At 63.6% G+C, this 24,430-nt stretch carries 24 protein-coding genes; 13 read left to right on the forward strand and 11 right to left on the reverse strand.

Features of this window, described 5'->3' with window-relative positions:
* The first annotated feature begins 24 nt into the window (after positions 1-24).
* Positions 25-552 carry a GNAT family N-acetyltransferase gene (locus GEV02_RS11980; protein WP_152838206.1) on the forward strand — a complete coding sequence of 176 codons (528 nt, stop codon included), beginning with the start codon at positions 25-27 and terminating at the stop codon, positions 550-552.
* Here the strand turns inward: GEV02_RS11980 and GEV02_RS11985 are convergent.
* Positions 527-2,074, reverse strand: coding sequence for a methyl-accepting chemotaxis protein (locus tag GEV02_RS11985; protein ID WP_152838207.1), 1,548 nt, complete (start codon positions 2,072-2,074; stop codon positions 527-529). The two genes, GEV02_RS11980 and GEV02_RS11985, sit on opposite strands and share 26 nt — an antisense overlap.
* Positions 2,075-2,210: 136 nt before the next feature.
* Here GEV02_RS11985 and GEV02_RS11990 point away from each other — a divergent pair, with 136 nt between their 5' ends.
* Positions 2,211-3,209 carry an alpha/beta hydrolase family esterase gene (locus GEV02_RS11990; RefSeq protein ID WP_152838208.1) on the forward strand — a complete coding sequence of 333 codons (999 nt, stop codon included), beginning with the start codon at positions 2,211-2,213 and terminating at the stop codon, positions 3,207-3,209.
* Here the strand turns inward: GEV02_RS11990 and GEV02_RS11995 are convergent.
* Entirely contained in the window at positions 3,181-3,978 is a 798-nt protein-coding gene (locus tag GEV02_RS11995; RefSeq protein ID WP_152838209.1) for an alpha/beta fold hydrolase, read from the reverse strand. The genes GEV02_RS11990 and GEV02_RS11995 overlap by 29 nt on opposite strands.
* Positions 3,979-4,065: 87 nt before the next feature.
* A complete protein-coding gene (gene leuA / locus GEV02_RS12000) occupies positions 4,066-5,766 on the reverse strand; it encodes a 2-isopropylmalate synthase (RefSeq protein ID WP_152807376.1) in 1,701 nt (566 codons plus the stop codon).
* A gap of 427 nt (positions 5,767-6,193) precedes the next feature.
* On the opposite strand from leuA, the gene GEV02_RS12005 reads away from it, so the two are divergent.
* From GEV02_RS12005 to GEV02_RS12020, 4 genes are all read left to right on the forward strand, one after another.
* Positions 6,194-6,970 carry an APH(3') family aminoglycoside O-phosphotransferase gene (locus tag GEV02_RS12005; RefSeq protein WP_152838210.1) on the forward strand — a complete coding sequence of 259 codons (777 nt, stop codon included), beginning with the start codon at positions 6,194-6,196 and terminating at the stop codon, positions 6,968-6,970.
* Positions 6,971-7,017: 47 nt separating this feature from the next.
* On the forward strand, positions 7,018-7,947 hold the full coding sequence (locus GEV02_RS12010; protein ID WP_070359050.1) for a cupin-like domain-containing protein: 930 nt from the start codon (positions 7,018-7,020) through the stop codon (positions 7,945-7,947).
* Positions 7,948-8,040: 93 nt separating this feature from the next.
* Positions 8,041-8,694 (forward strand): SIMPL domain-containing protein, encoded by a 654-nt coding sequence (locus GEV02_RS12015; protein ID WP_174999074.1) that lies wholly within the window; start codon positions 8,041-8,043, stop codon positions 8,692-8,694.
* Positions 8,695-8,726: 32 nt separating this feature from the next.
* Entirely contained in the window at positions 8,727-9,590 is an 864-nt protein-coding gene (locus GEV02_RS12020; RefSeq protein WP_152838212.1) for an arginase family protein, read from the forward strand.
* Here GEV02_RS12020 and GEV02_RS12025 read toward each other — a convergent pair.
* Positions 9,546-10,424: a LysR family transcriptional regulator gene (locus tag GEV02_RS12025; RefSeq protein ID WP_152838213.1), complete on the reverse strand. Its 879-nt coding sequence runs from the start codon at positions 10,422-10,424 to the stop codon at positions 9,546-9,548. The genes GEV02_RS12020 and GEV02_RS12025 overlap by 45 nt on opposite strands.
* Before the next feature lie 87 nt (positions 10,425-10,511).
* Here GEV02_RS12025 and GEV02_RS12030 point away from each other — a divergent pair, with 87 nt between their 5' ends.
* Together GEV02_RS12030 and GEV02_RS12035 are read left to right on the forward strand one after the other, a co-directional pair.
* Positions 10,512-10,913: a DoxX family protein gene (locus tag GEV02_RS12030; protein WP_328595794.1), complete on the forward strand. Its 402-nt coding sequence runs from the start codon at positions 10,512-10,514 to the stop codon at positions 10,911-10,913.
* Positions 10,910-11,587 carry a glutathione S-transferase family protein gene (locus tag GEV02_RS12035; RefSeq protein WP_152838215.1) on the forward strand — a complete coding sequence of 226 codons (678 nt, stop codon included), beginning with the start codon at positions 10,910-10,912 and terminating at the stop codon, positions 11,585-11,587. The genes GEV02_RS12030 and GEV02_RS12035 overlap by 4 nt, the downstream gene beginning before the upstream one ends.
* On the opposite strand, the gene GEV02_RS12040 is transcribed toward GEV02_RS12035, so the two are convergent.
* From GEV02_RS12040 to senB, 3 genes are all read right to left on the reverse strand, one after another.
* Positions 11,584-13,746 (reverse strand): prolyl oligopeptidase family serine peptidase, encoded by a 2,163-nt coding sequence (locus GEV02_RS12040; RefSeq protein WP_152838216.1) that lies wholly within the window; start codon positions 13,744-13,746, stop codon positions 11,584-11,586. The two genes, GEV02_RS12035 and GEV02_RS12040, sit on opposite strands and share 4 nt — an antisense overlap.
* A 72-nt stretch (positions 13,747-13,818) precedes the next feature.
* Positions 13,819-14,868, reverse strand: coding sequence for a selenide, water dikinase SelD (gene selD, locus GEV02_RS12045; RefSeq protein ID WP_152838217.1), 1,050 nt, complete (start codon positions 14,866-14,868; stop codon positions 13,819-13,821).
* The gene (gene senB, locus GEV02_RS12050) at positions 14,865-15,860 is read right to left on the reverse strand and encodes a selenoneine biosynthesis selenosugar synthase SenB (protein ID WP_328595795.1); all 996 of its coding nucleotides are present in this window, start codon (positions 15,858-15,860) and stop codon (positions 14,865-14,867) included. The genes selD and senB overlap by 4 nt, the downstream gene beginning before the upstream one ends.
* Before the next feature lie 79 nt (positions 15,861-15,939).
* Here senB and senA point away from each other — a divergent pair, with 79 nt between their 5' ends.
* The gene (gene senA / locus GEV02_RS12055; protein WP_152838539.1) at positions 15,940-17,097 is read left to right on the forward strand and encodes a selenoneine synthase SenA; all 1,158 of its coding nucleotides are present in this window, start codon (positions 15,940-15,942) and stop codon (positions 17,095-17,097) included.
* An 841-nt stretch (positions 17,098-17,938) separates the two neighbouring features.
* Here senA and GEV02_RS12065 read toward each other — a convergent pair.
* The 4 genes from GEV02_RS12065 to GEV02_RS12080 all read right to left on the reverse strand — a co-directional run bounded on the left by GEV02_RS12065 (position 17,939) and on the right by GEV02_RS12080 (position 19,270).
* Positions 17,939-18,412, reverse strand: coding sequence for an RIP metalloprotease (locus GEV02_RS12065; protein WP_152838218.1), 474 nt, complete (start codon positions 18,410-18,412; stop codon positions 17,939-17,941).
* A gap of 7 nt (positions 18,413-18,419) precedes the next feature.
* Positions 18,420-18,623 (reverse strand): hypothetical protein, encoded by a 204-nt coding sequence (locus tag GEV02_RS12070; protein ID WP_152838219.1) that lies wholly within the window; start codon positions 18,621-18,623, stop codon positions 18,420-18,422.
* A 92-nt stretch (positions 18,624-18,715) separates the two neighbouring features.
* Positions 18,716-18,928: a hypothetical protein gene (locus GEV02_RS12075; protein WP_152838220.1), complete on the reverse strand. Its 213-nt coding sequence runs from the start codon at positions 18,926-18,928 to the stop codon at positions 18,716-18,718.
* A 24-nt stretch (positions 18,929-18,952) separates the two neighbouring features.
* The gene (locus GEV02_RS12080; protein WP_152838221.1) at positions 18,953-19,270 is read right to left on the reverse strand and encodes a hypothetical protein; all 318 of its coding nucleotides are present in this window, start codon (positions 19,268-19,270) and stop codon (positions 18,953-18,955) included.
* 271 nt (positions 19,271-19,541) lie between these two features.
* Here GEV02_RS12080 and GEV02_RS12085 point away from each other — a divergent pair, with 271 nt between their 5' ends.
* The 4 genes from GEV02_RS12085 to GEV02_RS12100 all read left to right on the forward strand — a co-directional run bounded on the left by GEV02_RS12085 (position 19,542) and on the right by GEV02_RS12100 (position 24,422).
* The gene (locus GEV02_RS12085) at positions 19,542-19,754 is read left to right on the forward strand and encodes a type II toxin-antitoxin system ParD family antitoxin (protein ID WP_217433126.1); all 213 of its coding nucleotides are present in this window, start codon (positions 19,542-19,544) and stop codon (positions 19,752-19,754) included.
* 96 nt (positions 19,755-19,850) lie between these two features.
* Positions 19,851-21,131, forward strand: coding sequence for a Xaa-Pro dipeptidase (locus GEV02_RS12090; RefSeq protein WP_152838223.1), 1,281 nt, complete (start codon positions 19,851-19,853; stop codon positions 21,129-21,131).
* A 118-nt stretch (positions 21,132-21,249) separates the two neighbouring features.
* On the forward strand, positions 21,250-22,572 hold the full coding sequence (locus GEV02_RS12095) for a hypothetical protein (protein WP_152838224.1): 1,323 nt from the start codon (positions 21,250-21,252) through the stop codon (positions 22,570-22,572).
* A gap of 197 nt (positions 22,573-22,769) precedes the next feature.
* On the forward strand, positions 22,770-24,422 hold the full coding sequence (locus GEV02_RS12100; RefSeq protein WP_152838225.1) for a methyl-accepting chemotaxis protein: 1,653 nt from the start codon (positions 22,770-22,772) through the stop codon (positions 24,420-24,422).
* Positions 24,423-24,430: the final 8 nt, after the last annotated feature.

Consider the following 24,430-nt stretch of genomic DNA (forward strand, 5'->3'; position numbering starts at 1 on the left):
GATTCACTAATAGCCGGGAGCACCATGGTCATCCGCCGTTTGGTTTCATCCGACGCATCCGCGTTTCAGTCGCTGCGGTTGCAGGGCTTGCGCTTGTCGGCGTCCGCTTTCGGTTCCAGCTACGAAGAGGAATGCGATACGCCGCTGTCAACGATAGAGGCCAGGTTTGCGCCGGACTCCGGCCGCAATATGTTCGGCGCCTTTGATGGCGATGAACTGGTCGGCATCGTCGGCGTAGGGCGCGAGACCGCGCTCAAGGTGCGGCACAAGGCTTTTGTGCGCGCCATGTACGTCGCACAGACCCACCGCGGCCGTGGCCTGGGGCGGCAGCTGATGGAGCATGCGCTGGCGTTTGCGGCGACGATGCAGGGCGTTCAGCGTATGACGATCTCTGTCACCGCCGGCAATGCGGAAGCGGTCGGCCTGTATGAATCGCTGGGCTTCAAGGAGTTCGGCCGCGAGCCCGATTCGATGATCGTCGATGGCGAGTTTTATGACGAGATCATGATGTCGCGTGCGCTCGCCGCTACGCCACCAGCCGGAACTGACTGACCACCTGATTCAACTGGCCGGCCTGGTCCTGCATGGCCGCCGCCGCTGCCGCCGCCTGTTCGACCAGCGCTGCGTTCTGCTGCGTCACCTGGTCCATCTGGCTGATGGCGATGTTGATCTGTTCGATGCCGCCGGTCTGCTCGCGGTTGGCCAGCGTGATCTCGCCGACGATGTCGGTCACTTTGCGCACGCTGTCCTGCACCTCGTTCATGGTGCTGCCGGCCAGGTCGACCAGGCGGGCGCCTGCCGCCACCTTGTCCACTGAATCGTCGATCAGCGTCTTGATTTCCTTGGCCGCGCTGGCCGAGCGTTGCGCCAGGTTGCGCACTTCCGACGCCACCACCGCGAAGCCGCGACCCTGCTCTCCTGCGCGCGCCGCCTCCACCGCTGCATTCAGCGCGAGGATGTTGGTCTGGAAGGCGATGCCGTCGATGACGCCGATGATGTCGACGATCTTGCGAGACGAATCGTTGATCGAGTTCATGGTGCCAACCACCTGCGCCACGACTTCGCCGCCGCGCTGCGCCACCTGCGAGGCAGACTGCGCCAGCTCGTTGGCCTGATGAGCGTTGGCGGCGTTCTGCTTGACGGTGCTGGTCAGCTCCTCCATCGAAGCGGCGGTTTCCTCCAGCGAGCTCGCTTGCTGCTCGGTACGCGAAGACAGGTCCATATTCCCGCTGGCGATTTCCGCTGAGGCGGTGGTGATGGCGCCGGTGCCGTTGCGCACGCGGCCGACGATGTTGGCGAGGTTGTCGTTCATCTTGCCCAGCTCCCCTAGCAGCTGGCCCATTTCGTCGCGCTGGTCGTTGGTGATGCGGGAGGTCAGGTCGCCCGACGCCACTGCGCGCGCCATCTTCAGCGCGTGGCCGATAGGATCGGTGATCGAACGCGTCACGCGCCAGGCGAAGGCCAGGCCCAGCGCCAGCGCCACGATGCCCAGCCAGGCCATCATCTGGCCGGCCATGGAGATGTCGTGCTTGACCAGTTCACCGTTGGCGGTTGCCACGGTCTTCTGCAGGTCCGCCAGCTGGCGTATGCTGGCCTGCACCTTGGCCAGTTTGGGCAGCATGTCGGTGCGCAGCACCTCCTGCGCTTCATCGCGCTTGCCGTCGGCCAGGATTTTGGAGACGCGCGTGAAGGACGCCACGTAGGCTTTGCGTTGCTCGCGTATGGTCGCCAGCAGGGCCTTGCCTTCGTCGGTGTAGAGCAGGGCGTCCAGCGTTTCGAGCGCGTCGCTGATGGTCTTCTTGTTGACGTCCATTTCGCGCTGGATGTCGGCCGTGCGCGCGGGGTCGGGCGCGGTGAACAGCTCCAGCGTCAGCGCCGCGTTGGCACGGGTGGTGCTGCCGACGGTGGCCGCCGCATCGGCCTTGACCCAGTCCTTGTCGATGATGGTCGCATTGAGCTGGCTGATGCTGCTCAGCCTTTGCAGACCGACGCCTATCAGTATGGCCATCAACACCAGCACTGCACCAAATGCGACAGCCAAACGCACACCGATTTTCAGGTTCGAGATATTCATGCACGACTCCATGAGGGCACCAGGCGAGAATCCAGTATAGCGAGAATGGTGCGGTGCGACATCGCTCATCAACGCTGGTGTTGCGCGGGGTAGACGAAGCGTAGTATCTTGGCATTTTTGTCATTTGGAGCAGCACGTGCTGACACGCCTGCGCGCAGGATTGAAAACGGCTTTTCTGGGAACCGTCACCGCCACGGCGGCATGCGCGCGCACCAGCGTGGAGACGCTCGCGCGGCCCGAGGGAATGCGCCGCTACCTGCTGGCGCAACCCGGGCGGCGCTTGCCGGGCAAGCGGCCGTTGGTGATCGTGCTGCATGGTGCTGGTGCTTCGGCCGAGCAGGTGATGGGGCAGGCGTTTCCGCCGTCGCCGCTGTCGGTCTGGCTGGAGATCGCCGAACGCGAAGGGCTGCTGGTGATCGCGCCCGATGCCGGCGCAGGTGGTTGGAGCGACTGCTTTGCTAGCAAGGAGAAAGTCGAGAAGAAGGACGATGTCGCGCTGCTCTCGGCGTTGATCGACAAGGCGGTCGCCGAATACGACGCCGATGCGGAGCGCGTTTATCTGATCGGCGTGTCCCGTGGCGGCCATCTGACCTACCGCGCGGCGGTCGAGATCCCGCACAAGCTGGCGGCGTTTTCCACCATCGTTTCCGGCATGCCGCCGCCGCACGCGGCGCCAGCGCCCACGGCGCCGCTGCCGGCGCTGTTCTTCGGCTGCACGGCCGATCCGCTGATGCCTTACCGGGGCGGCAAATACTTTTACATGCTGGGTTTCCTGGACCCGATCAGCAGCATCGACGACAGCGTGCGGACATGGCGCGAGCTGGCCGGCCTTTCCGATGAACCCCGCGTGCAGCAGATCCCGCATCGCCACGAGTGGGACTGGACGCGGGTGACGCGCTACATGTGGGGCGACGCTGCAGACGGGTTGCAAGTGGGGTTGTACAAGATCGAAAATGGCGGCCATGCGGAGCCAAGTCCCAGCAGGCGCTATCCCTCGCTGATAAGCAAGCTGGCAGGCGCGCAGAACGCCGATCTCGAAGTGGCGGAAGCCGCCTGGGAATTCTTCAGGGAGAAGCGGGCGGCGCTTGCCGCCCGCGAGGCCGCCTTTACTTCTGCTTGTCCAGCACTTCCATGATGGCGGCGGTGATGGTCGCCGGTTCGCCATGCGCCACTTCGCTCACCGGCATGTCGCCAAAAGGCTTGCGCGCTGCGCGCATCTGGCTTGCGCTGGTCTCCAGGCTGTCAAGCTCGGAGGCGCGGGCGCGCCAGTAGGTAGGCCGCGCTGACTGCGCCGCCTGGGCCGCCGCCAGGCGCGGGCCGATTTCCCCATTGATGGTGGTGGCCGGATAAGCGCAGCCGGCGCCGGTCTTGCCCTGTTCCGCCGCGTTCAGGCAGGCCAGCGCCGCTTCCAGATTGGTGGCGCGGTCTGCGGGCAGCGCATCTTCATGCATCGCGTCCACCAGCACCAGGCCGGTGACGGCGCCGCGTGAGCGCAGCGCGTAGTGCTGCGCCACCATGGCGCCGTAGCCCGCGCCCACCACCACGAAGGGCGCATCCAGATGGGCGTTCTTGATCAGGAAGTTCAAGTCCTTGCTGGCGTTGGCGACCGTCGATGCGCGCATGATCGGATCGCTGGCGCCTATGCCAGCGCGATCGTAGACGCAGGCGCGCGTGCGCTTGGCCACTTCCGGCAGCACCGCCGACCAATCCCATCCTGCGCGGCCGCTGTCGGCTTCAAACAGCACCGTCGGTGATCCCTTGCCGGTGCAGTACATATTGAGTTTGCGGCCGCCGACATCGACCTTGATTTGTGCGCCGGCCAGTGCGTCCTGGCCGACAGGTGGCGTTGCGTGGGCAGCTGCGACCGTCAGCAGGAGGGCGGCGGAGAGAGCGAAATGGTTCATGGATAGGAATGAGATGGATGGTGAAAGGGCGCCCTCGTGGGGCGCCCATCAGAATCCGGCTCTGGCGGCAGCTGGCCGGTGCGGGGATTATACGGTAGCGTCGGCGCCCGCTGGCGCTGCGGCGGTTTCGCGCTGCGTGAGCTGGCGATTGACGGCGCTCAGCACCGCCTTGAACGAGGCCGTGACGATGTTGCTGTCGATGGCCGCGCCGAACAGGGTCGGGCCGTTAGCCAGGCGCAGTTCGACATAGCAGGCCGCCTTGGCGTTGGCGCCCGAGCCTATCGAATGCTCATGGTAGTCCATCAGCTTGATGTCCAGGCCCAGTGCATTGACGAAGGCGTCGATAGGACCGTTGCCGCCGCCTTGCAGCGCCAGCGGCGCCTTGCGGTGGGTCAGGGAGATATCGATCTGCACCGGCTCGTCGCTGCTGGTGTCTTCCACCATCTTGTGCGCGTTGTAGGCGTACGGCGAGGTCTGCTCGAAGTATTCCTTGTTGAAGATGTCGTAGATGCCTTCGGCGGTGATCTCCAGGCCGGTGGCGTCGGCCACGGCCTGCACTGCACGGCTGAACTCAATCTGCAGACGGCGCGGGAGCACCAGGCCGTAGTCCTGCTCCAGCAGGTAGGCCATGCCGCCTTTGCCGGACTGGCTGTTGACGCGGATGACGGCGTCGTAGCTGCGGCCCAGGTCTTGCGGGTCGATAGGCAGGTAAGGGATCTCCCACAGCGCGCCTTCCTGCTGCTGGGCGAAGCCTTTCTTGATCGCGTCCTGGTGCGAGCCGGAGAAGGCGGTGAACACCAGGTCACCCACATATGGGTGGCGCGGGTGCACCGGCAGCTGGTTGCACTCTTCAACGCATTTGCGCACTTCGTCGATGTCGGAGAAGTCCAGGCCTGGATGCACGCCTTGCGTGTACAGGTTCAAGGCCAGCGTGACCAGGTCGACGTTGCCGGTGCGTTCGCCGTTACCGAACAAGCAGCCTTCGACGCGGTCGGCGCCGGCCATCACGGCCATCTCGGCGGAGGCGACGGCGGTGCCGCGGTCATTGTGCGGGTGGACGCTGATAATCAGCGAATCGCGGCGCGCCAGCTTGCGCGACATCCATTCGATCTGGTCGGCGTAGACGTTCGGCGTGCTGCACTCGACGGTCGACGGCAGGTTGATGATCATCTTGTTCTGCGGGGTCGGTTCCCAGATCGCGGTGACAGCGTCGCAGATATGCTTGGAGAAATCGAGTTCGGTGGTGGAGAACGATTCAGGCGTGTACTCGAAGCCCCATTCGGTCTGCGGGTGCTGCTTGATCAATTCCTTCACCAGCTTGGTGCCGGTGGTGGCGATGTTGGTGATCTCTTCACGCGACATGCCGAAGACGACCTTGCGGAACACCGGCGCCACCGAGTTATACAGGTGGACGATGGCGCGCTTGGCGCCGGCCGCCGATTCCACGGTGCGGCGGATCAGCTCATCGCGCGACTGGGTCAGCACGATGATGGTGACGTCGTCGGGAATGCGGTTTTCCTCGACCAGCTTGCGCACGAAGTCGAAGTCGGTCTGGGAGGCGGAAGGGAAGCCCACTTCGATTTCCTTCAGGCCGATCTTCACCAGCAGTTCGAAGAAGCGCAGTTTTTTCTCGGCGCTCATCGGTTCGATCAGGGCCTGGTTGCCGTCGCGCAGATCGGTGCTCATCCAGATCGGCGGTTTCGAGATGACGTTGTTCGGCCACTGGCGGTCGGACAATTGAACTGGTGGGAAGGCGCGGTACTTCGCTGCTGGGTTCTGCAACATCATGGGGAACTCCTGTGTCTCAAATTGGGAAATGCTGGATGCCGCGGTTCGACGAATCGTCGTGCGCTGGCGCTGTGCTGTGGCGAGGGGCTGCCGTGCGGCCACGGGATACTAGGCTCGGCAACCGATCGGTAGTTTTAGCAGTAGCGACAAGGCTGGGAACATCGGTGCAAACTTTCCTGGGATTTGTAGACAGGTGCGGCTTGTGGCCGGCACTGGGGTACAGCTGGAACGCGGATTAAGCGCGTGCTAGTAGGCGCGCTGCTAGCGATAGGGCGCTAGCAGACGGCAGCAGGAAAGCGGATAGGTGCAGATGCGAGGTCATGGCCTTAAATGTACGAGATCGGCGGCGTGGCTGTCAAGGAGATTTGACCTCTGCGGCATGAATGAATAATATCGTGGCATTTTTGATATCTGAAAAAGGAGGCGTATGCCATTCAAGCTGCCATCCGCCATCGCGGGTTTTATCGGCGATGCAGTCCTGCAGAGGGACGAGATCGGCGAATCGCCCTGCCAGGTCCATCGCTTCCGGCGCGGGGATGAGGTGTTTTTCCTGAAGACGTCGCCCCTGGTGTACGCGTCCACCACCTACAGCGTGATGCGCGAGGCGGCCGTGCTGCAATGGCTGGCCGGACGGGTGAACGTGCCGGAGGTAGTCCTCTCCGCATTGGCCGACGATGGCGAATGCATGATTACGCGCGCCGTGCCGGGCGTGCCGCTGTCGTCGCTGATCGCCGAGGGCCGTCCGGTGCTGGAGCTGTTCCGCGAAGCGCTGCGCCAGCTGCAATCGGTGTCCGTGGCCGATTGCCCGTTCGACTCCGGCGCGGCGGTGCGGCTGCGCGAGCTCGATTACCTGGTCGGCAAAGGGCTCATCGACGAGGACTACGATTTCGAACAGTGGCCAGGCCTGGCCACGCCGGCCGACCTGCTGGCGCGCTTGCGGGCCACCATGCCCAACGAGGACCTGGTGTTCTCGCATGGCGACCTGTGTGACAACAACGTGTTTGTCGACCAGCGCGGCGAGCTGCACTTCATCGATGCCGGACGGGGAGGGCTGGCCGACCGCTGGCTGGACATCGCCTTCATCCACCGCAATCTGCGCGATGAGGTATCGGAACACAGCGCCACGCAGTTCCTCGATGGGCTGGGCGTGCCCGACGCCCCCGCGAAGCGAGAGTTCTTCGAGCAGCTCGACGAACTGTTTTGAGGTCGAGCAGTTATACTATCGCCCTGCGAAAAATTTAAGTTCGGGATATGTCGAAACAGAAGAAAGCGGTGGAAGCACCTCGGCTGCCGCCGACCAGGCAGGAATCGGAGTCTGCGTGGTCCGCCGACCCTGCCGCTCAAAAGCTGGCGCGCGAGCACAGGGATGCACAGGTGCGCGGCGTCACGTCGATCCAGGCGATGCGCGAGGCGATCAAGCGCGTATCCCGCACGCTGCCCGCGATCACCGAAGTGCCTCGCATGCGCGCGCTCGATGCCGCCGCCTTCCGCAAGCGCGCGGCGGAAGGCCTGCCGTTCCTGATGACAGGGCTGGTCGACCGCTGGCCACTGTGCGGCCTGACGCCGCAGGCCTTGCGCGAGCACTACAGCCACCTGCCGGTGCGGGCGCGGGTGGGCGACTACATCAACACCGCATTCGCGCCCGACCGCGCCATGCAGGACATGTCGATGCTGGAGTATCTGGAGCTGGTGGCCGCGGGCACGCACGACCTGCCGCCGTATCTGGGCAATCTGGAATTGCGGGAGTTGAACCGGCTGTGCCACTGGCCCACGTACTTCGACAAAATGGGTCCGCCGCGCTTCTGGCTCGGGCCTGCGGGCACGGTGACGCCGCTGCATTGCGATTACGACGACAATATCTTCGCGCAGATCTGGGGCACCAAGCGCATCTTCCTGGCGCCGCCGCATCACGACGAGTTCCTGTACCCGAACGAAGCGAACGCCATCCTGTTCGGCTCTCCCTTCGATCCCGAAGCGCCGGACTTCGAGAAGTTCCCGCTGGCGCGCCAGGCGACCACGATTGAAGTCATCGTCAATCCCGGCGACATGCTGTACGTGCCGGCCGGCTGGTACCACCAGGTGCGGGCGCTGACGTTCTCTCTGTCCTCCAATCGCTGGGCCAGGGCCATGCCGTTTGCATTGAACGGCGATACCTCTTTGCGGGCGCCTGAAATGCGGTAGGATGGTGGTTGCAAAAACCACCACTTTACGAGGATGCTAATGGTTCGTCTGTCACGACTCTGGGCCTTGCTTTGTTTGAGCGCGGCTTGCGCGATGGGTACTGCGGCTGAATTCCCCGACTATCATTTTGTTCACACCTCCGGCGAGGCGTTCATGTACGTGGCGCCCGATAACAGCGAAATCGTTTTCGATCTGAGGGCGACCGACCCGAGCGCGGAGCAGGCTTTTTCGCGCATCAATGGCCGCATCGCGGAGCTTCAGGCCTTGATGACAGCGCAGTCGCTGCCCGATGCCTTGTCCGTGGGCGATGTAAAGCGCGAACAGTTGGCGGCGAAGGACGGGAATCCGGAGTTGGTCCAGATGAAGTGCAGCGTACGGATCAAGGTGGATGATCTCAGCAAATGGAAAGCCGTCATCGCACCGGTGCTCAATATGCCTGACGTGGACAAGCTGTCCGTCTTCTTTGACACCACGAAGCGTGAGGACATCGACAACCAGTTGCTGGAGGAGGCCAGCAAGAGCGCGCGCAAGCGGGCGGACGTGATCGCGCGGTCATTTGGCCGGCAGATTACGACTGCATCGGCGATCACCGACGGGCAGCTGCGCAATCTGACTTTGTCGATCGGACTCGTGACAAGCAATGGCGCCACCAATCGGGTGAGGCGCCTGGAGCCGGCGGCCGACATGACCGGCATTACGGTCATGAAGTTTGCCAAGTCGGTTGACGTGGTGTTCAGGACCAAATAAGCCGGCTCGATGTTCGTTTGCGGAGGCGGTCAATGATGGATGTGGCGATTACCCTGTTCCAGGGCCGCGTGGCGGATCACAATAACCTGGCGATACCGGGCGCGAAGTCGGTCGCACGCATGCTGGCGGACCAGCTGGGGCTTGGCATCACCGTCGTCGGCACACCGGCGCCTGCACTCAACGCTGGATGGCAAACGGAATTGGACGCGGCCATGCCGGACCTGCGCGCGCTGGCCGCGCAGCTGGACGAGGTGTTCGCCCGCCGCGCCAGGCCGCTGAGCGCGACAAACCGCTGTGCCGCCTCGCTGGCGATCTTGCCGGTGGTGGCGCGCCACCGCCCGGATGTCTGCGTGGTGTGGTTCGACGCCCATGCGGACCTGAATACGCCGTCCACCACCGATAGCGACTACCTGGGCGGCATGGCGCTGTCCGGACCTGCGGGCTTGTGGGAGTCGGGATTGGGCGCAGGCCTGGCTTTGTCCAACGTGGTTCTGGTGGGCCAGCGCGATCTCGACGCGGCGGAGGTGCGGCTGATCGAATCCGGCGCGGTGACGCATGTGCCGCCCGGCCCGGAACTGGCCGACCGCTTGCGCGCGGCAGTCGCCGGGCGTGCCGTCTACATGCACCTCGATTGCGATGTGCTCAATCCCGGCATCGTGCCGACCGATTATGTGGTTGAAGACGGACTGTCGCTGGATGACTTGCACGCCGCCTGCGCCGTGCTGGCGGAGTCGGAGATGATCGGCCTGGAGATCGCGGAGTTTCAGAATGCGTGGGAAGAGGGCGGCGAACCCGTGTCGCCGGCCCATCTGATCGCTGCACTGGCGCCGGTACTGAAGGCGCTACGCCGTTCAGTCCAGCTTCAGGCTGCGGGACAGATGGCCGAACACCGTTGATACGCGCCGCAGGTGGCGCGACTCGGCGTGGCTGAGCAGCCAAAGCTCGGTTTGCGCTTCGTCCAGCACTCCGCCCAGCTGCGCCAACTCCTTGCGCTGCCGCGCCAGGAACAGCGGCAGTATGCCGACACCCAGCCCCAGCGCCACCATCTCGGCCACGCTCAGGATGCTGTTGACGCGGAATTGCGGCGTCACCTTGGGATGATGTTTTTTGCGCCAGATGACCGACGGGTGTTCCGGCAGCGCGTCGTCCGGCGCGATCCACGGCGCCTTGTCGGCATTGGCCTTCTTCCATTTTCCGCCGCGCGCGGTGAACAACGCCACGCGGATGGGACCGATGTGTTTTCCGACCAGATGCGCCGGTGGCCGCTTGGTGGCGCGTACTGCGATGTCGGCCTCGTGGCGGGTCAGGTTCGCCAGCTGGTTGCTGGTATCCAGTTCATAGGACAGCAGCGGATGGCTGGCCTGCAGATCGCGTAGCGCGGGCGCGATCAGCGCATGCAGGAAAGTGTCGGTGCTGGTGATGCGTACCGTGCCGTCCACCTGTTCGGGGCTTTGCTGCGCGGCCGCGCGCGCCGCGTCCAGTTGCGCTTCGACCTGCTCGCCGTGCTGTGCCAGCGACAGCGCCAGTTCCGACGGCCGATAACCAAGGCGCGAGCGCTCGAACAGACGCGTGCCCAGGCCTTTCTCCATCCGCTGCACCGAGCGGAAAACGGTGGAGGCATCCACCGACAGCCGCTCTCCAGCTTCGGCCAGCGTGCCGCCGCGTACCAGTGCCAGGATGATGTCGAGATCTTGCGATCCAAGTTTGTATTGCGTTTTTGCAGAGGACATGTGCGAAGTCGCCTATTTTCATTGCGAAATTGAAATCGTATATTAACTCCATCGAACTTCTGGAGGGAGCTAATAATGGATGCAAAAATGAACAGCGCCGCTTACGGCGTAACGCTGCTGCGGGTGAGCCTGGGCGTGATGTGGATCGCGCATGCGATGCTGAAGTGGCTGGTATTTACGCTGCCCGGCACCGCGCAGTTCTTTGTCAGCGTGGGCTTCCCCGGAGGCCTGGCGTATCCGGTGTTTGCGGCCGAACTGCTGGGCGGGGCCGCGCTGGTGCTTGGCATTTACGCACGCCAGGTCTCACTCGCCCTGGCGCCGGTGATGGCAGCAGCGGCGTACGTACATGCGGGTAATGGCTGGGTGCACACCAGTGCCGGCGGTGGCTGGGAGTATCCGGTGTTCCTGGTGTCCGCGTCGCTGGCGCTTTGGCTGATCGGCGACGGTGCGTTTGCGCTGCGCCGCAGCCGCTCCATGGTGCCGGCATGACGCCCGTCCTGGTCAGCCACCCGCTGTGCCCCTATGTGCAGCGGGCGGCGATTGTGCTGGCGGAGAAGAGCGTGGCCTACGAGCGGCGCGATATCGATCTGGCGGCCAAGCCGGATTGGTTCCTTGCCGTTTCGCCGCTGGGGAAGACGCCGGTGCTGCTGGCCGGTGGCGCGGCGGTGTTCGAATCGGCCGTGATCTGCGAGTATCTGGACGAGACTCACGCGCCGCGCCTGCATCCGTCGGACGCCTTGCTGCGCGCGCAGCAGCGCTCGTGGATGGAATTCGGCTCGGCGCTGTTGAATCTGATCGGTGGCTTCTACAACGCCGCCGACCGGCAGGCGCTGGCCGCCAAGGCCGCCGAAATCCACGCACGCTTCGAGCAGCTGGAGGCCGCCCTAGGCGAAGGGCCGTATTTCATGGGCGGCCAATTCGGCATGGTCGACGCGGTCTTTGCGCCGGTGTTCCGCTATTTCGACGTGTTCGACGCGATAGCGGATTTCGGCATGCTGGCCGGGCTGCCGCGAACGGCCGCATGGCGCGCCGCGCTTGCTGCGCGGCCGTCTGTGCGGCAGGCCGTGTCGGCCGACTATCCGGACCTGCTGCGCGCCTTCCTGGAAAAGCGCGGTACGGCGTTGTCGGCCCTATGCGTGAAGGCGCCGCGACAAGCCGCCTAGATCGTATGCGCCAGCACGAAGGACAGGATGTCGGCCGACAGCGCATTGGCGGCCTTGCGTGAGTTGCTGAAATGGCCGGCGTCATAGTCGACCCGCAGCAGTACCTGCTTGCCGCTGGTGCTGGCGGCTTGCAGGCGGGCGGCGAACTTACCCGGCACCCACGGCTCGACGCGCAAATCATTGGCACCGGTGATGATTAGCGCCGCCGGGTAGCGTACGCCGTCGCGCACCGCGTGGTAGGAGTCCATCGCCAGCAGGGCCTTGAACTCGTCCTCTTTCTTGACGGTGCCGAATTCCGCATCGTTGCCCGGCCCGTTGCTGGTCAGTTCAAAACGCAGCGTGTTGAATACGCCCACCTCGCCGATGACGGCGGAAAAAAGTTCGGGCCGTTCGGTGATCGCCCGCCCGGCGACGATGCCACCCGCCGACGTGCCCCACAACGCCATGTGCCCCTTGCCGGTCCAGCGCAGCTTGACCAGGTGTTCGGCGCTGTCGATGACATCACGCCACGAATTGGGCTTGGTCGCTTTCATGCCGGCGCGGTGCCAGTCCTCGCCCTGTTCGCCGCCGCCGCGCACATGGGCGTACACCAGCACGCCGCCGGCGTCGAGGAAGGCCAGCTTGGCGGGCTGGAAGCCAGGGTCCATGATGGTGCCGTAAGCACCGTAGGCGATCAGCAGCAGCGGGTTGCGGCCGTTGAGGCGCGTGCTTTTGCGATGCAGGATTTCCAGCGCGATGCTGGCGCCGTCGCGCGCGGGCGCGTGCAGCCGGGTGGTGACGAAGTCGTTGGTCTTGAACGACGGGGCGCGCACCAGCACCACCTGGCGTGCCGCCAGCCTGGCGGCATCGACGTGGAAGGATTCGGCCGGCCAGGTCAGTTCATCCATATGGAACCAGGCGCCGTCTTCGTCGACGGCGGTGGCGATGCTCCAGACGGCGCCGGTGCGGGACAGCTGCACGCGCTCGACACGGTCCTGGTAGTCGATGCGGCGCAAGCCACCCAGACCTTCGGTGATGTCGTGCACATAAACGCCGTCGCGCGCGGCGGCCATGAAGTCGATCACCTGGGCCGATGCCGGCAACACCACTTTGCCGCTATTGAAGTCGCCGCTGGCGGCATCGACTTTGACGACTTCGCCCTTGTCGCTGCGGCCATGCGCCAGGATGTAGACGCTGTCGCCGTGCAGCAGTGCCATTTGCACGCCGGCGCTGCGGCCCGCCAGCTTGCGCCATTGCGGGCGGCCCGCCAGCAGATCGTCTGCGCGGGCGATATACAGCTGCGCCAGGTCGTTGCCGTTCAACAGATGGCGGCCCAGCACCCAGCTGCTGCCTGGCGCGCCATCCACGAATGGCGCATCGTCTTCCATCGTTTCGAAATCCGGGCCTTCGCCGGAGCTGAATACCTTCTGGTCGCTGGACGGATCGGTGCCCAGCCGGTGCAACCAGCAGGCGCCGCCCATGCCGAAGTCCGGCGCGCCCGGCACAGCGTCCGCGCGCAGGCGGTAGGAGAAGAAGCCGGAACCGTCAGCGCTCCAGCCGGCGCCACGCGAGATCACGCGCGTGATCTCGGTCGACTTGCCGTTGGCGACATCGCAGATATACAGCGTGCTGCGTTCGGAGCCGCCTTCCGACAAGCCATAGGCGACGTGGCGTCCGGTGGGCGAAGGGATATGCCAGTCCAGCGCTCGCGTGGGAGCGCCTGCGGCCGCGCCGGCGGATGGATCGAGTAGCAGGCGGCGGGGGCTGTCCGGCGTGTCGCGCACAAACAACTGGATGCTGTTGGCGCCGGCGGGGCGCATCAGCAGGAACAGTTTGCCGCCGGCCGGCGTGGCCATGGCCAGCTGGTCGAGATCACTGGTGTAGTGCTCTATCCGGCGCAGCATGGAGGCGCGCGGTGGCAGCCGGTCCAGCTGGCGGCGCGCATAGTCACCCTGGCCTTTGAGCCAGACATCCCAGCGCTCGCTGCGCGGCCGCGCTTCCATCCAGCGGTACGGGTCCACGACTTCGGTGCCGAAGTAGTTGTCGGCGACCGGCTCCACCGGTGCGGCGGGCGGGCCGTCGGCCGCTGGTTTGGCCGTAGCGTTGAGCGCCCACACAGGGGCGGTGGAACCAGCGAGGAAGACGGCAAGCCAGTGACGACGCGAGATGCGGTTGCTCATGCTACGCTCCTTATGGAAGGACGACGAGGGAGCGTTATATTATCATTTCCACATCTTCTGCCCGCCGGCGACTCAGGCGCTCACCGTCACCCGGGCCTCGCCTGCGGCCATGCGGCCGATGACGGCAGCCTCGCCGAAGCCTTCGCGGCGGAACAGCGCCAGCACTTCATCCACGCTGCCGGCGTCGCAGGACACCAGCAGGCCGCCCGAAGTCTGCGGATCGGTCAGCAGCATGTGCTGCGCTTGCGATACCGACGGCGACAGGTCGACATCCTTGCCGTAGGCTTCCCAGTTGCGGCCCGAGGCGCCGGTGAAGTAGCCGTCGTGCGCCAGCTGTTCAACGCCCGGCAGCAGCGGGATCTTGGCCATCTCCAGATGCGCGGCCAGCTTGGCGCCGCGCGCCAGTTCCAGCAGGTGACCCAGCAGGCCGAAGCCGGTGACGTCGGTCAGCGCGTGCACGCCCGCCATTTCCGACAACGCCTTGCCCGGCTTATTGAGCTTGGTGGTGTTGGCGATCATGGCCTGGTAGCCGGCGGCGTCCAGCTTGTCCTTCTTCAGCGCGGCGGACAGCACGCCCACGCCCAGCGGTTTGCCCAGCACCAGCACGTCGCCGGCCTTGGCGTCGGCGTTGCGCTTCACTTTGGAGGGATGCACGAGGCCCAGCACCACCAGGCCGTAGATCGGTTCGACGGAGTCGATGGTGTGGCCGCCGGCGATGGGAATGCCGGCTTCGGCGCAGATCGATTCGCCGCCCTTGATGATCTGGCCGATGGTTTCGATCGGCAGTTTGTTAATCGGCATGCCGACCAGCGCCAGCGCCATGATAGGCGTGCCGCCCATGGCGTAGACATCGGAGATGGCGTTGGTGGCGGCGATGCGGCCGAAGTCGAACGGGTCGTCGACGATGGGCATGAAGAAATCGGTGGTGGCGATCAGCGCCTGCTCGTCATTGAGCTTGTAGACGGCGGCGTCGTCGGCGGTCTCGATGCCGACCATCAGTTCCTTCGGCACCGGGAAGCCGGACGAATTCTTCAGGATCTCGGACAGCACGCCCGGCGCGATCTTGCAGCCGCAGCCGCCGCCGTGGGAAAAGGAGGTCAGTTTGATAGCTTCAGTGCTCATGATGTCTTTCCTAGGTTAGCTTTATGCAGCAGATTATCCACTAACTCCAGCAATGCCGCCTGCTCGGCGGCTGGTGCGAAGAGTGGAGCGCGTGCGTCGCACTGGGCGCGCAGCAGTTCGTAAAAGTCCGGCTCAGACAGCGCGCGGTCGATCAGCCGCGCCAGCGCGGCGGCGTCGCCGGGCGGGAAGTAGCCTGCGTAGCCGTCGCCCAGCATGCCCCGGTTGCCGCTGATATCGCTGGCCAGCACCGGCACGCCGCTGCATACGGCTTCGATGATGACGTTGGCGCCGCCCTCCATCTGCGAGGTGATCGCCATCAGGCGGCTGCGCTTGAGGCGCTGGCGCGTGGCCGCATGCGGCAGCGCGCCCAGCCAGCGGTAGCGCGGGTGCGCGGCCTGCGTGGCGAGCGCCGCCTGCTCCAGCGCCGGTTCCAGCGCGCCGCCGATGTGGACCAGGCGCGCTGCGGGCGTGGCGATCAGCGCGGCGGCGTGCATGAAGGTCAGCGGATCTTTTTCCGTGCGCAGGTGGCCGATCATGCAGATGTCCAGGTGGCGCCGGGCGCCTTGCGCGGCGGGCCGCAGCGTGGCGGCGGACTGGAAGATCACGCCGGCCTTGGCGCGCAGCGGCGCGGGCAGGGCGTCCAGGCCGGCCGGTTGCAGCAGCACCAGCGCGCTGGCCTGGCGCAGCGACTGTCGGGCGCTGTCGTCGGTATGGATGTCGCGATACAGGTCGGTCCCGGTCAGCAGCAGGATCGAAGGGCGTTGCGGGAAGGCTGGCGTGTAGGCGTCCAGCGACGGAGCGGAGCGGCGCGCGTGCAGTGCGATCAGCAGGTCGGGTGGCGGTGCGCCGACGGCATTGTCGGGCCACTGTTGCGAAATCGATACCCGGTAGCGCGTGCGCAGAAACCGCGCCCAGCGGCTTGCGCTCTGCCAGTTGCCGTTGTTGGCGCGGGCCGAGGCGGGACTGACGATCCAGATGTGTTGTGTGCTCACTGGTGTTTTGGCTGGAAGTCGCTACAATCGGCTCATGACTTCGAGCCCTTCTTCATTCAGGAACTTCACGCCGCAACAGATGGCGCAGGCGCTGCGGCATGCGCGGGATTATACGCTGTCGCTGTTCGATTGCTTCGCCGCCGCCGGCATGGACGTGTCGATGCGCGTGCCGCAGCTGCGCATCGTCAATCCGCCATTGTGGGAACTGGGCCACATCGCCTGGTTTGCCGAGTGGTTCATCCTGCGCGAGGCCAGCTCCAGCCATCCGGCCGACGCCCACGGCAACTGCCTGTTGAGCAAGGGCGATGACTGGTTCGACTCCGCGATGGTGCCGCACCGCAGCCGCTGGACGCTGGATTTGCCCAGCACCGGCGCGCTGAAGACCTACTGCCACGAAGTGCTGGACCGCGTGCTCGACAAACTCTCGCGCGAACCGAACGACGATGAGGCGCTGTATCCATACCGCTTGGCGCTGGCGCATGAGGACATGCATGGCGAGGCGCTGCTCTACACTTTGCAGACACTGGGCCTGTCCGCACCGGCGCAGGCGGCGCGCGGCGAGGCTTCGCTGTTTGCGCCGTCGGAGATCGGCCTTCCCGGCGGGACGATAGAGCTGGGAAGCGCGGCTGGCCGTGGCTTCGTGTTCGACAACGAGCGCCAGGCGCATGCCTGCCGCGTGACGCCGTTCACCATCGACAGCGCTTTGGTCAGCAACGCGCAGTATGCCGATTTCGTCGGCGATGGCGGTTACGACAATCGCCAGTTCTGGAGCACCGCCGGCGCCGACTGGCTGATGCGCCAGGAGCGCTCGGCGCCGCGCTATTGGCAGCGTGACGGCGGCCAATGGCGCACCATGCGCTTCGGGCAGCTTTCAACATTGTCCGGCGCGGAGCCGGTGCGCCACGTGAACCTGTATGAGGCGCAGGCCTACTGCGCTTGGGCCGGGCGCCGTCTGCCGACCGAGATGGAGTGGGAGTATGCCGCGCTGTCCGGCCATCCGGCCTTCCGCTGGGGGCAGTTGTGGGAATGGACGGCGTCGCCGTTCGAGCCTTATCCCGGCTTTGAGGTGGACCGTTACCGCGAGTATTCCGAGCCCTGGTTCACCAGCCACCAGGTACTGCGCGGCGCCTCGTTCGCCACGCCGCCGCGTTTCAACTCGGCCAGGTTCCGCAATTTCTTCCTGCCCGAACGCGACGACATCTTCGCCGGATTCCGAACCTGTGCGTGGCCGGGTTAGTTGAACATGAGCGGTTGAAAAATTCGGATATCCGTATTTCGCAGCTGATGAGGAAATTATGTGCTGCGCTGCGGGAATCTGAACGAAGGGGGGGCGATAAGGCCTAGGCCGGGTTGAGGATTTCAAAATCAAAGCCTTGCGGCCAGCCGTATGGCACGACGCGCAGCGCGTCCTCCAAGACTAGCTGAGGGGGCACATCCTCATACCCGTCTTGAGTGTTCGAGATCATCACCACTGCGTAGCTGGAGCCCTTCGTGGCGGTAATCATATTGGCCAAGCGAGCTAACTCTCTGGTCCACTCATTCACTTGTCGGGCTAGTGCTTTGGCCTGCTGCTCAGCTGAGCCTGTCCATGCTTCGACATTTTCCGTAGTTGATTTTCCCTATTGATCCTGCGTACAGTGTACTTGGTAGGGACTGCTAGCATCCTTAGGCCAATCACGCTTTAGATGTTCAGTTGCGATCTCGATCGCACGTTGCTTCGAAGGTGCCTCGATATTTGAATAAGTTTGTGTATCGCCTAGCTGACTTTCTGTGAACCTGAACACAATAGTAAAAATAGGCATGCTGCTTTCCCTAGTTTCGGCCTGATGCCGTGTCGAGTGCATACTGAGCCTCGCGCTGCGCGTCCAGCAGTGGACCGACAACGATGCTCCCATATCCCGCACGCTTGCATGGTTCGCATGCGCGCTGGACTCATGATGCTCCTGTGTCTAGTTAAAGCCGTCAATCTTGATGGATTGATGCCAGCATATTCATAAAGCGCATGCTCGAACGCCTCTTGCTTTTCGTATTCCTGAGCTGAGGTGCCATGCAATGGCAACGGCTTCGACACGGATTCCCTAAATAGGTGAGTCAGGATTAAGGATTCGCCAGCCATCGGTGCGTATACTCGAAAGAGGAATAAGGTTACCCCAAAGAACCATTCCTCGTAACGTTACGCCACAAAAAATCCCGACTACTATACCGCTCGGCGACGTCAGATGTGGGAAAACACTCCATACAAATAGCGTGATTAGAGCGTCAGCGATAGCCCCCCCAGCGAAGATAAATCGTCGGGCAGTTCGCGACACAGAAAATAGCTGAGAATTGTTGATGTCAAACGCCGGGAACGGAAGCCCACGCTTGCCATTCAATGGTCGGAAAACAAAGGTGCCTCCTTTAATGCCGCACAGGCGTGCTGCGGTCATGTGCCCAATCTCATGAATCAAGGATCCCAGGCCAACCCACAGCACAATAATAGTCATCGCTACAAAGTCTGCTTGCAAACTTTCCGCGTGTACCACCGCATTCAATGCGGCGAAAGCATCCAGCATAATTTTCCTATTCGTCCTGGCGCGGGGTATAGCCGATGGCGTCAGCCGCCGAAATTATGCTGTGCATCGCTTTTTCGAGATTTACTTTGGATGCCCTGTAGCGCTGATCGTTCAGCACAGGGTTGGTCATCAGGAGCGATTGAAGCTTGTCCCGGATCGGGATCAGTTCATCCACCAATTGCATTTGTGCGTTCAATTCTTTGAATGGCATTTTTTTCCTCACTGGCCAGCACCACGCCGACCTTCTCATTGCACCAGGCCCGTCATGCGGGCCGTGGGTGCTGCTGCGGGAAAATTTCCAATTTACTTGATCAAGCCGAGGCGCCGCATCGATGCCTCGATCAGTGGCCTCATATTGTCAGGGCACGGTTTCACGCGCTCGTTCAGAGATTTGCGATTCGCCGCTGCTTTGGGGGCTAAGCCATTCAATTCTTTGACGTGCGCAATCCAGCAGTTCTGCATGGTCTTGCCGGTGGAACTGCGCACATCGCTGCGGATCTGCTCGTATGTGGCCATCTTGGATTTTCCTTGGCGAGATAGCTACGGACGACCCGCCGAAATATCGATCACGTTGGATCTCGCGCGCGCAGCATCGATCTCCGCCAGTTTCGCGTGCGCTTCTTCTACGGAAGGGGCTGCGGCGAAGATTTCCATTGCTTCCAGACAGCGAGCACGCCCGTATTCGTTGCATTCCAGATAGGCCGCGAAGGTCCTCAACTTGCGCAGCTCTTCCTCGCTCAGTTCCACATCTGGCTTATGTGTGGCCAGCACGATTCTGGCTCTATCAATCCGGTTCCCGTTGCGGAATCTAGTTACCAAATCCTTCTCGTCCTGGCTTAATTCAGCAAATTCGATCATGTCGTTTTCCGTGTTAAAAAAGTGTGAGTGACTGTGTTACTTAATCCAGCTCCTCCTCATCGTCATACACCTCAGGCAGAACGAATAGCATTTTAGTGGGCAACAAGCTCATTCCGAAGCCGTTGGCGTCTTTTTCTAGTCTAACACCGCATGTTTCCTCGCGTCCTCCGAAAAGTCTGGACATCACAATGAGCCGCATCTGTATGATACCCCTCCAGGTATTGATCTACTTGAGGGGAGCACCATGGGAACTGTGCGTAGGATCATCACTTTGACCGACAAGCAAGACGATTGGATTATGGCGCAAATTGAAGCTGGGAACTACATCAACGACAGCGAATGCATTCGTGACCTGATCCGACGTGAACAGGAACGTGGCGCCGAGCTTGATGCTATCCGCGCTGCATTGACGGAAGGTGAATCCAGCGGTGAACCTAGCTCCTTCGATGCCAGCATATTCAAGCAGCGAATGCACGGCCGTTAATGAGGCCTGCGCCTGGCCGGGTTAATTTAAACAATAAGAACGATTTTTCGCGGGAGCTCTGCTATTCTTTTCTTTTCCAAGAAAAGGGCGCACCCGATGAAACTTAAGCATCTCCTGATCTCCGCTGCTGTCATGGGCGTGGCCGCGCCGTCGTTTGCCGATGCCGGCAAAGTGGTGGCGATACGCGCCGGTAAGCTGGTCGACGTGGTCGCCGGCACTGTGCTGAAGGACCAGACCATCATCATCACCGGCGAGCGCATTACTTCGGTCGGCCCGAGCGCATCGGCCAAGGTGCCGTCCGGCGCGCAGCTGATCGATCTGTCGTCGCAGACGGTGCTGCCAGGCCTGATCGACATGCACACGCACTTGACCGGCGACCCTTACCTGGGCGGCTACAACGCGCTGGGCGTGTCCGACACGCGTGCCGCATTGTACGGCGTGCGCGCCGCGCGCAAGACGCTGGAGGCGGGATTCACCACGGTGCGCAACGTCGGCGCCGGCGGCTTCGGCGATGTCGCGCTGCGCGACGCCATCAACGACGGCGATTTCATCGGCCCGCGCATGCGCACCGCCGGTTACGCTATCGGCATCCAGGGCGGCCACTGCGACGAGAACCTGCTGCCTGCCGATATGAAGTTCACCAGCCGCGGCGTGGCCGACGGCCCGTGGGAAGCCCGCGCCAAGGTGCGCGAGATGGCCAAGTACGGCGCCGACGTAATCAAGATCTGCGCGTCGGGCGGCGTGCTGTCCAAGGGCGACGAGCCGGGCGCGCAGCAGTACACGCTGGAAGAGATGCAGGCCATCGTCGGCGAGGCGCACAAGTTGGGCCGCAAGGTGGCGGCACACGCGCACGGCACCAGCAGCATCCGCGATGCGATCCTGGCCGGCGTCGATTCGATCGAGCACGCAAGCCTGATCGACGACGAGGGCATCAAGCTGGCGCGCGAGAAGGGCACCTACCTGGTGATGGACATCTACAACGACGATTTCATTTTGCAGGAAGGCGAGAAGGCCGGCATGCTGCCGGAATCGATCGCCAAGGAAAAGGTGATCGGCCAGCTCCAGCGCGATAACTTCCGCAAGGCCTTCACCGGCGGCGCCAAGATGGCCTTCGGCACCGACTCCGGCGTCTACCCGCACGGCGACAATGCCAAACAGTTCGCCTACATGATCAGGTACGGCATGACGTCGATGCAGGCGATCCAGGCGGCCACCATCAACGCGGCCGATCTGCTGGGCTGGAAGGACCGCGTCGGTTCCCTCACCGCCGGCAAGTACGCCGACATCATCGCGGTCAAGGGCGATCCGGCCGAAAACGCCACCGAGCTGACCAAAGTGACGTTCGTGATGAAGGGCGGCGAAGTAATCAGAAAATAAAGGCTCGCCGGGTCATCCCGCTGGCTCGCGGGGCCATGCTGTTGTGGTGCGGATGGTATAGGGAGAAGATTGATTTTCTATATACTTTTCGCTTTCAGACAGTGCACTGCGAGCCAGTATGAGTTTTCAAGCCTTCCCCCGTCATCTGGCCCTGCTGGCGATGGCCGCCGCACTTGCTGCCTGCGGCGGCGGTTCCGGTTCTTCCTCCGGCGGCACGCCTGCCGACACCACCGCCGGCACCTTCATCGGCACCGCGCCCGACACCACCTCCAGCATCGCGCTCGATGGAATACCCCGGGTGGTTCCGCTGCCGGGTGGCGCGCCATTGAAGGGCATGAGCGATGCGATGATCGTCGGCGACAATATCGTGATGCGCTCGTTGTCCGATTCCTCCATCACCGTCAACGGCAAGCAGGTGTATGCGCGCACGCGTTTGAGCGTGATGGACAAGACCGGCACGATGGTCTCCACTACCGACTACGGCTTCTCGCTGGCCGCCGGCTACACCGGCGACTGGGTGATGCTGCCGTCGCCCGACGGCTTCATGATGGTGCAGTCGGGCACCGGCACCAAACTGCTGCGCTTCGACGCGCAGGCCAAGCGCATCGGCGACGCCATCGACCTGTATCCGCCGGTCGCCGCGACATCGACCACCGAACTGGCGCCGGCCGAAGGCAGCGCTGCGGTCGACGGCAACGGCTTCTGGCATGTGGCGACCTTCTCGCTGCTGCCTGTCACCGACAAGACGCAATATCAGCTCAAACTGTGCAAGTTCGATTTCAACGGCCGGCAGCTGACGCCTCCGTTCGAGATATCGACATCGGCTCTGCACCCGCATGTGGCGGCGACGGGGGGCGCGGTGCTGACCACCTGGCTCGAAGGCGGCGGCGCCATGGTCGGCATGTGGCCGAAGGGCCTGGGCGCGCCGGTCCTGCGTTCGGTGGGCACGGGCGGCGCCCGGCCTTACGCGGTGGCGCTGGACGACAACGGCAAACTGGGCGTGATCTGGAACGGCAAGGCCACGCTGTCGAGCCCCGGCGGCGTGATGGGCGTGGCGATCGACAAGAACGGCGTGGCGGTGCTGCCGGTCGGCCGCACCGATCTGGGGCAGGAAACCCTGTCCGGAAAATGGGCCGGCACCAGCCGCGCGCCGGAGATCGACGCGCGCCTCTACAAGGGCAATCTGCTGCTGGCCGATGTGGTGGTCGGCTCCTACAACCCCGGCGATCCGGTCGGCGATGTGCTGGTGGTGGCCGATTATGGCATCGGCACGGCGGCGCTGTCGGCGCAGAAGTCGGCCACCCTGCGCATCAAGATGTTTGGCCCGGGCTCCGAAATCGGCAACACGCCGGTGCTGCGGCAGATGGTGTTCGGCGACCATACCGTGTTGTTGATCGGCGACGAGAACCATCTGAACATCCAGCAGTTGACCCGGAAGTGAGAGATTTGTCCTGGGCAGGGATGATGTTGTTTATTTTCATCATTAGTTAATGCATAATCCGCATAACGAAAACTACTGATCAACGCGCGCCCCAAACAGCGTCGCGCGTTCTCTTGTTTTTCCCACACTCCGCATTGAGCCAGAGCGACGCCGCAAGCGTCGCCGTTGGCGTTCGCCCTTTTCGACAGGAAGATTGAATGGAATCGTTCAAGAAGTTAAAAATAGGTACCCAGCTTGCGCTGAGTTTTGGCACGCTGACGGCGTTGATGCTGATCCTGGCGACGTTTGCGGTGGTGCGCATGTCGTCGATCACCGGCGCTTTCCAGTTGCAGCAGCAGGTGGCGGCGCAGAAGCTGGAGCCTTTGTATGTGGCCCGCGAAGCGCTGGCGCAGACCGGCCTGGCCGCGCGCAACGCCTACATTTTCACCGACAACGCGCAGGCGGCCAAGGAACTGGCGCAGCTCGACGAGCAGAAGGCCATCTATCTGGCCGCGCTGGAAAAGATGACGCCGGCCTACAAGGGCGACGCCAATTTCGAGAACGTACGTAGTGGCCTGCTGAAGATGGCCGATGCGCTGAAGCGTCCGCGCCAGCTGCGCGAGGCGGGCGACAACGAGGCCTTCGGCCGCTTCCTGACCGAGGAATGCAGCCCGCTGCGCCGCCAGATCGTCGCCGACATCGCGACGGTGATGGCCGCCGCGCAGGCGGAAACGGCGGCCGCCAGCGCTGGCGTCAACGCCCATGCCAGCGATGCGCGGTTGTGGATCGTGCTGCAGGCGGTGCTGTCGTTCGCGGTCAGCGTGCTGATTGCGTGGGCGAATACGCGCCTGCTGCTCAAGCAGTTGGGCGGCGAACCGGCTTACGCCACCGAGATCGCCAACAAGATCGCCGAGGGCGACCTGGCCATCGATGTCGAAGTGAAGTCCGATGACAAAACCAGTCTGCTGCACGCGATCAAGGCGATGCGCGACAGTCTGTCGTCCATCGTCGGCCAGGTGCGCCAGGGGACGGACATGATCGCGACGGCGTCGTCGGAAATCGCTTCTGGCAATCGCGACCTGTCGTCGCGCACCGAGCACCAGGCGGAGTCGCTGGAGAAGGTGGCGACGGCGATGGAAGAACTGACGTCGACGGTGAAGCAGAACGCGGGCAATGCGCAGCAGGCCAATGTGCTGGCGGTGTCGGCTTCGGAAGTGTCGGAGCAGGGCGGTCATGTGATGGAGCAGGTGACGGTGACGATGGCGTCGATTAACGAGTCGTCGAAGAAGATCGTGGACATCATCTCGGTCATCGACGGCATCGCGTTCCAGACCAATATCCTGGCGCTGAATGCGGCCGTGGAAGCGGCGCGCGCGGGTGAGCAGGGCCGTGGCTTCGCGGTGGTGGCGACCGAAGTGCGCAACCTGGCGCAGCGCTCGGCCGCGGCGGCCAAGGAGATCAAGTCGCTGATCGACGATTCGGTGGAGAAGGTCGGCACCGGGTCGGAGCTGGTGCACAAGGCGGGTGAGACCATGCATGAAGTGGTGGCCAGCGTGAAGCGCGTGACCGAGATCATGGGCGAGATCAGCGGCGCCAGCATGGAGCAGACGGCCGGCATCGAGCAGGTCAACGACGCCATCGGCGAGATGGACAGCATGACGCAGCAGAACACCGCGCTGGTCGAACAGGCCACGGCGGCGGCGCAGGAGCTGCAGGATCAGGCATCGAGCCTGGCGCATGTGGTGGATGTGTTCAAGCTGGATGCAGGCCAGCGCTCGGCCAGCGTGCACGGCATGCGCGGCCGCGCGCGCCGCCAGCCGGCAACAGGTGCACGACGCAATGAGGAAGTGCGCCGCATCGCCAACGGTTAGATATCGCT

The organism is Rugamonas aquatica (assembly GCF_009380215.1).
Taxonomy (GTDB): Bacteria; Pseudomonadota; Gammaproteobacteria; order Burkholderiales; family Burkholderiaceae_D; genus Rugamonas; species Rugamonas aquatica_B.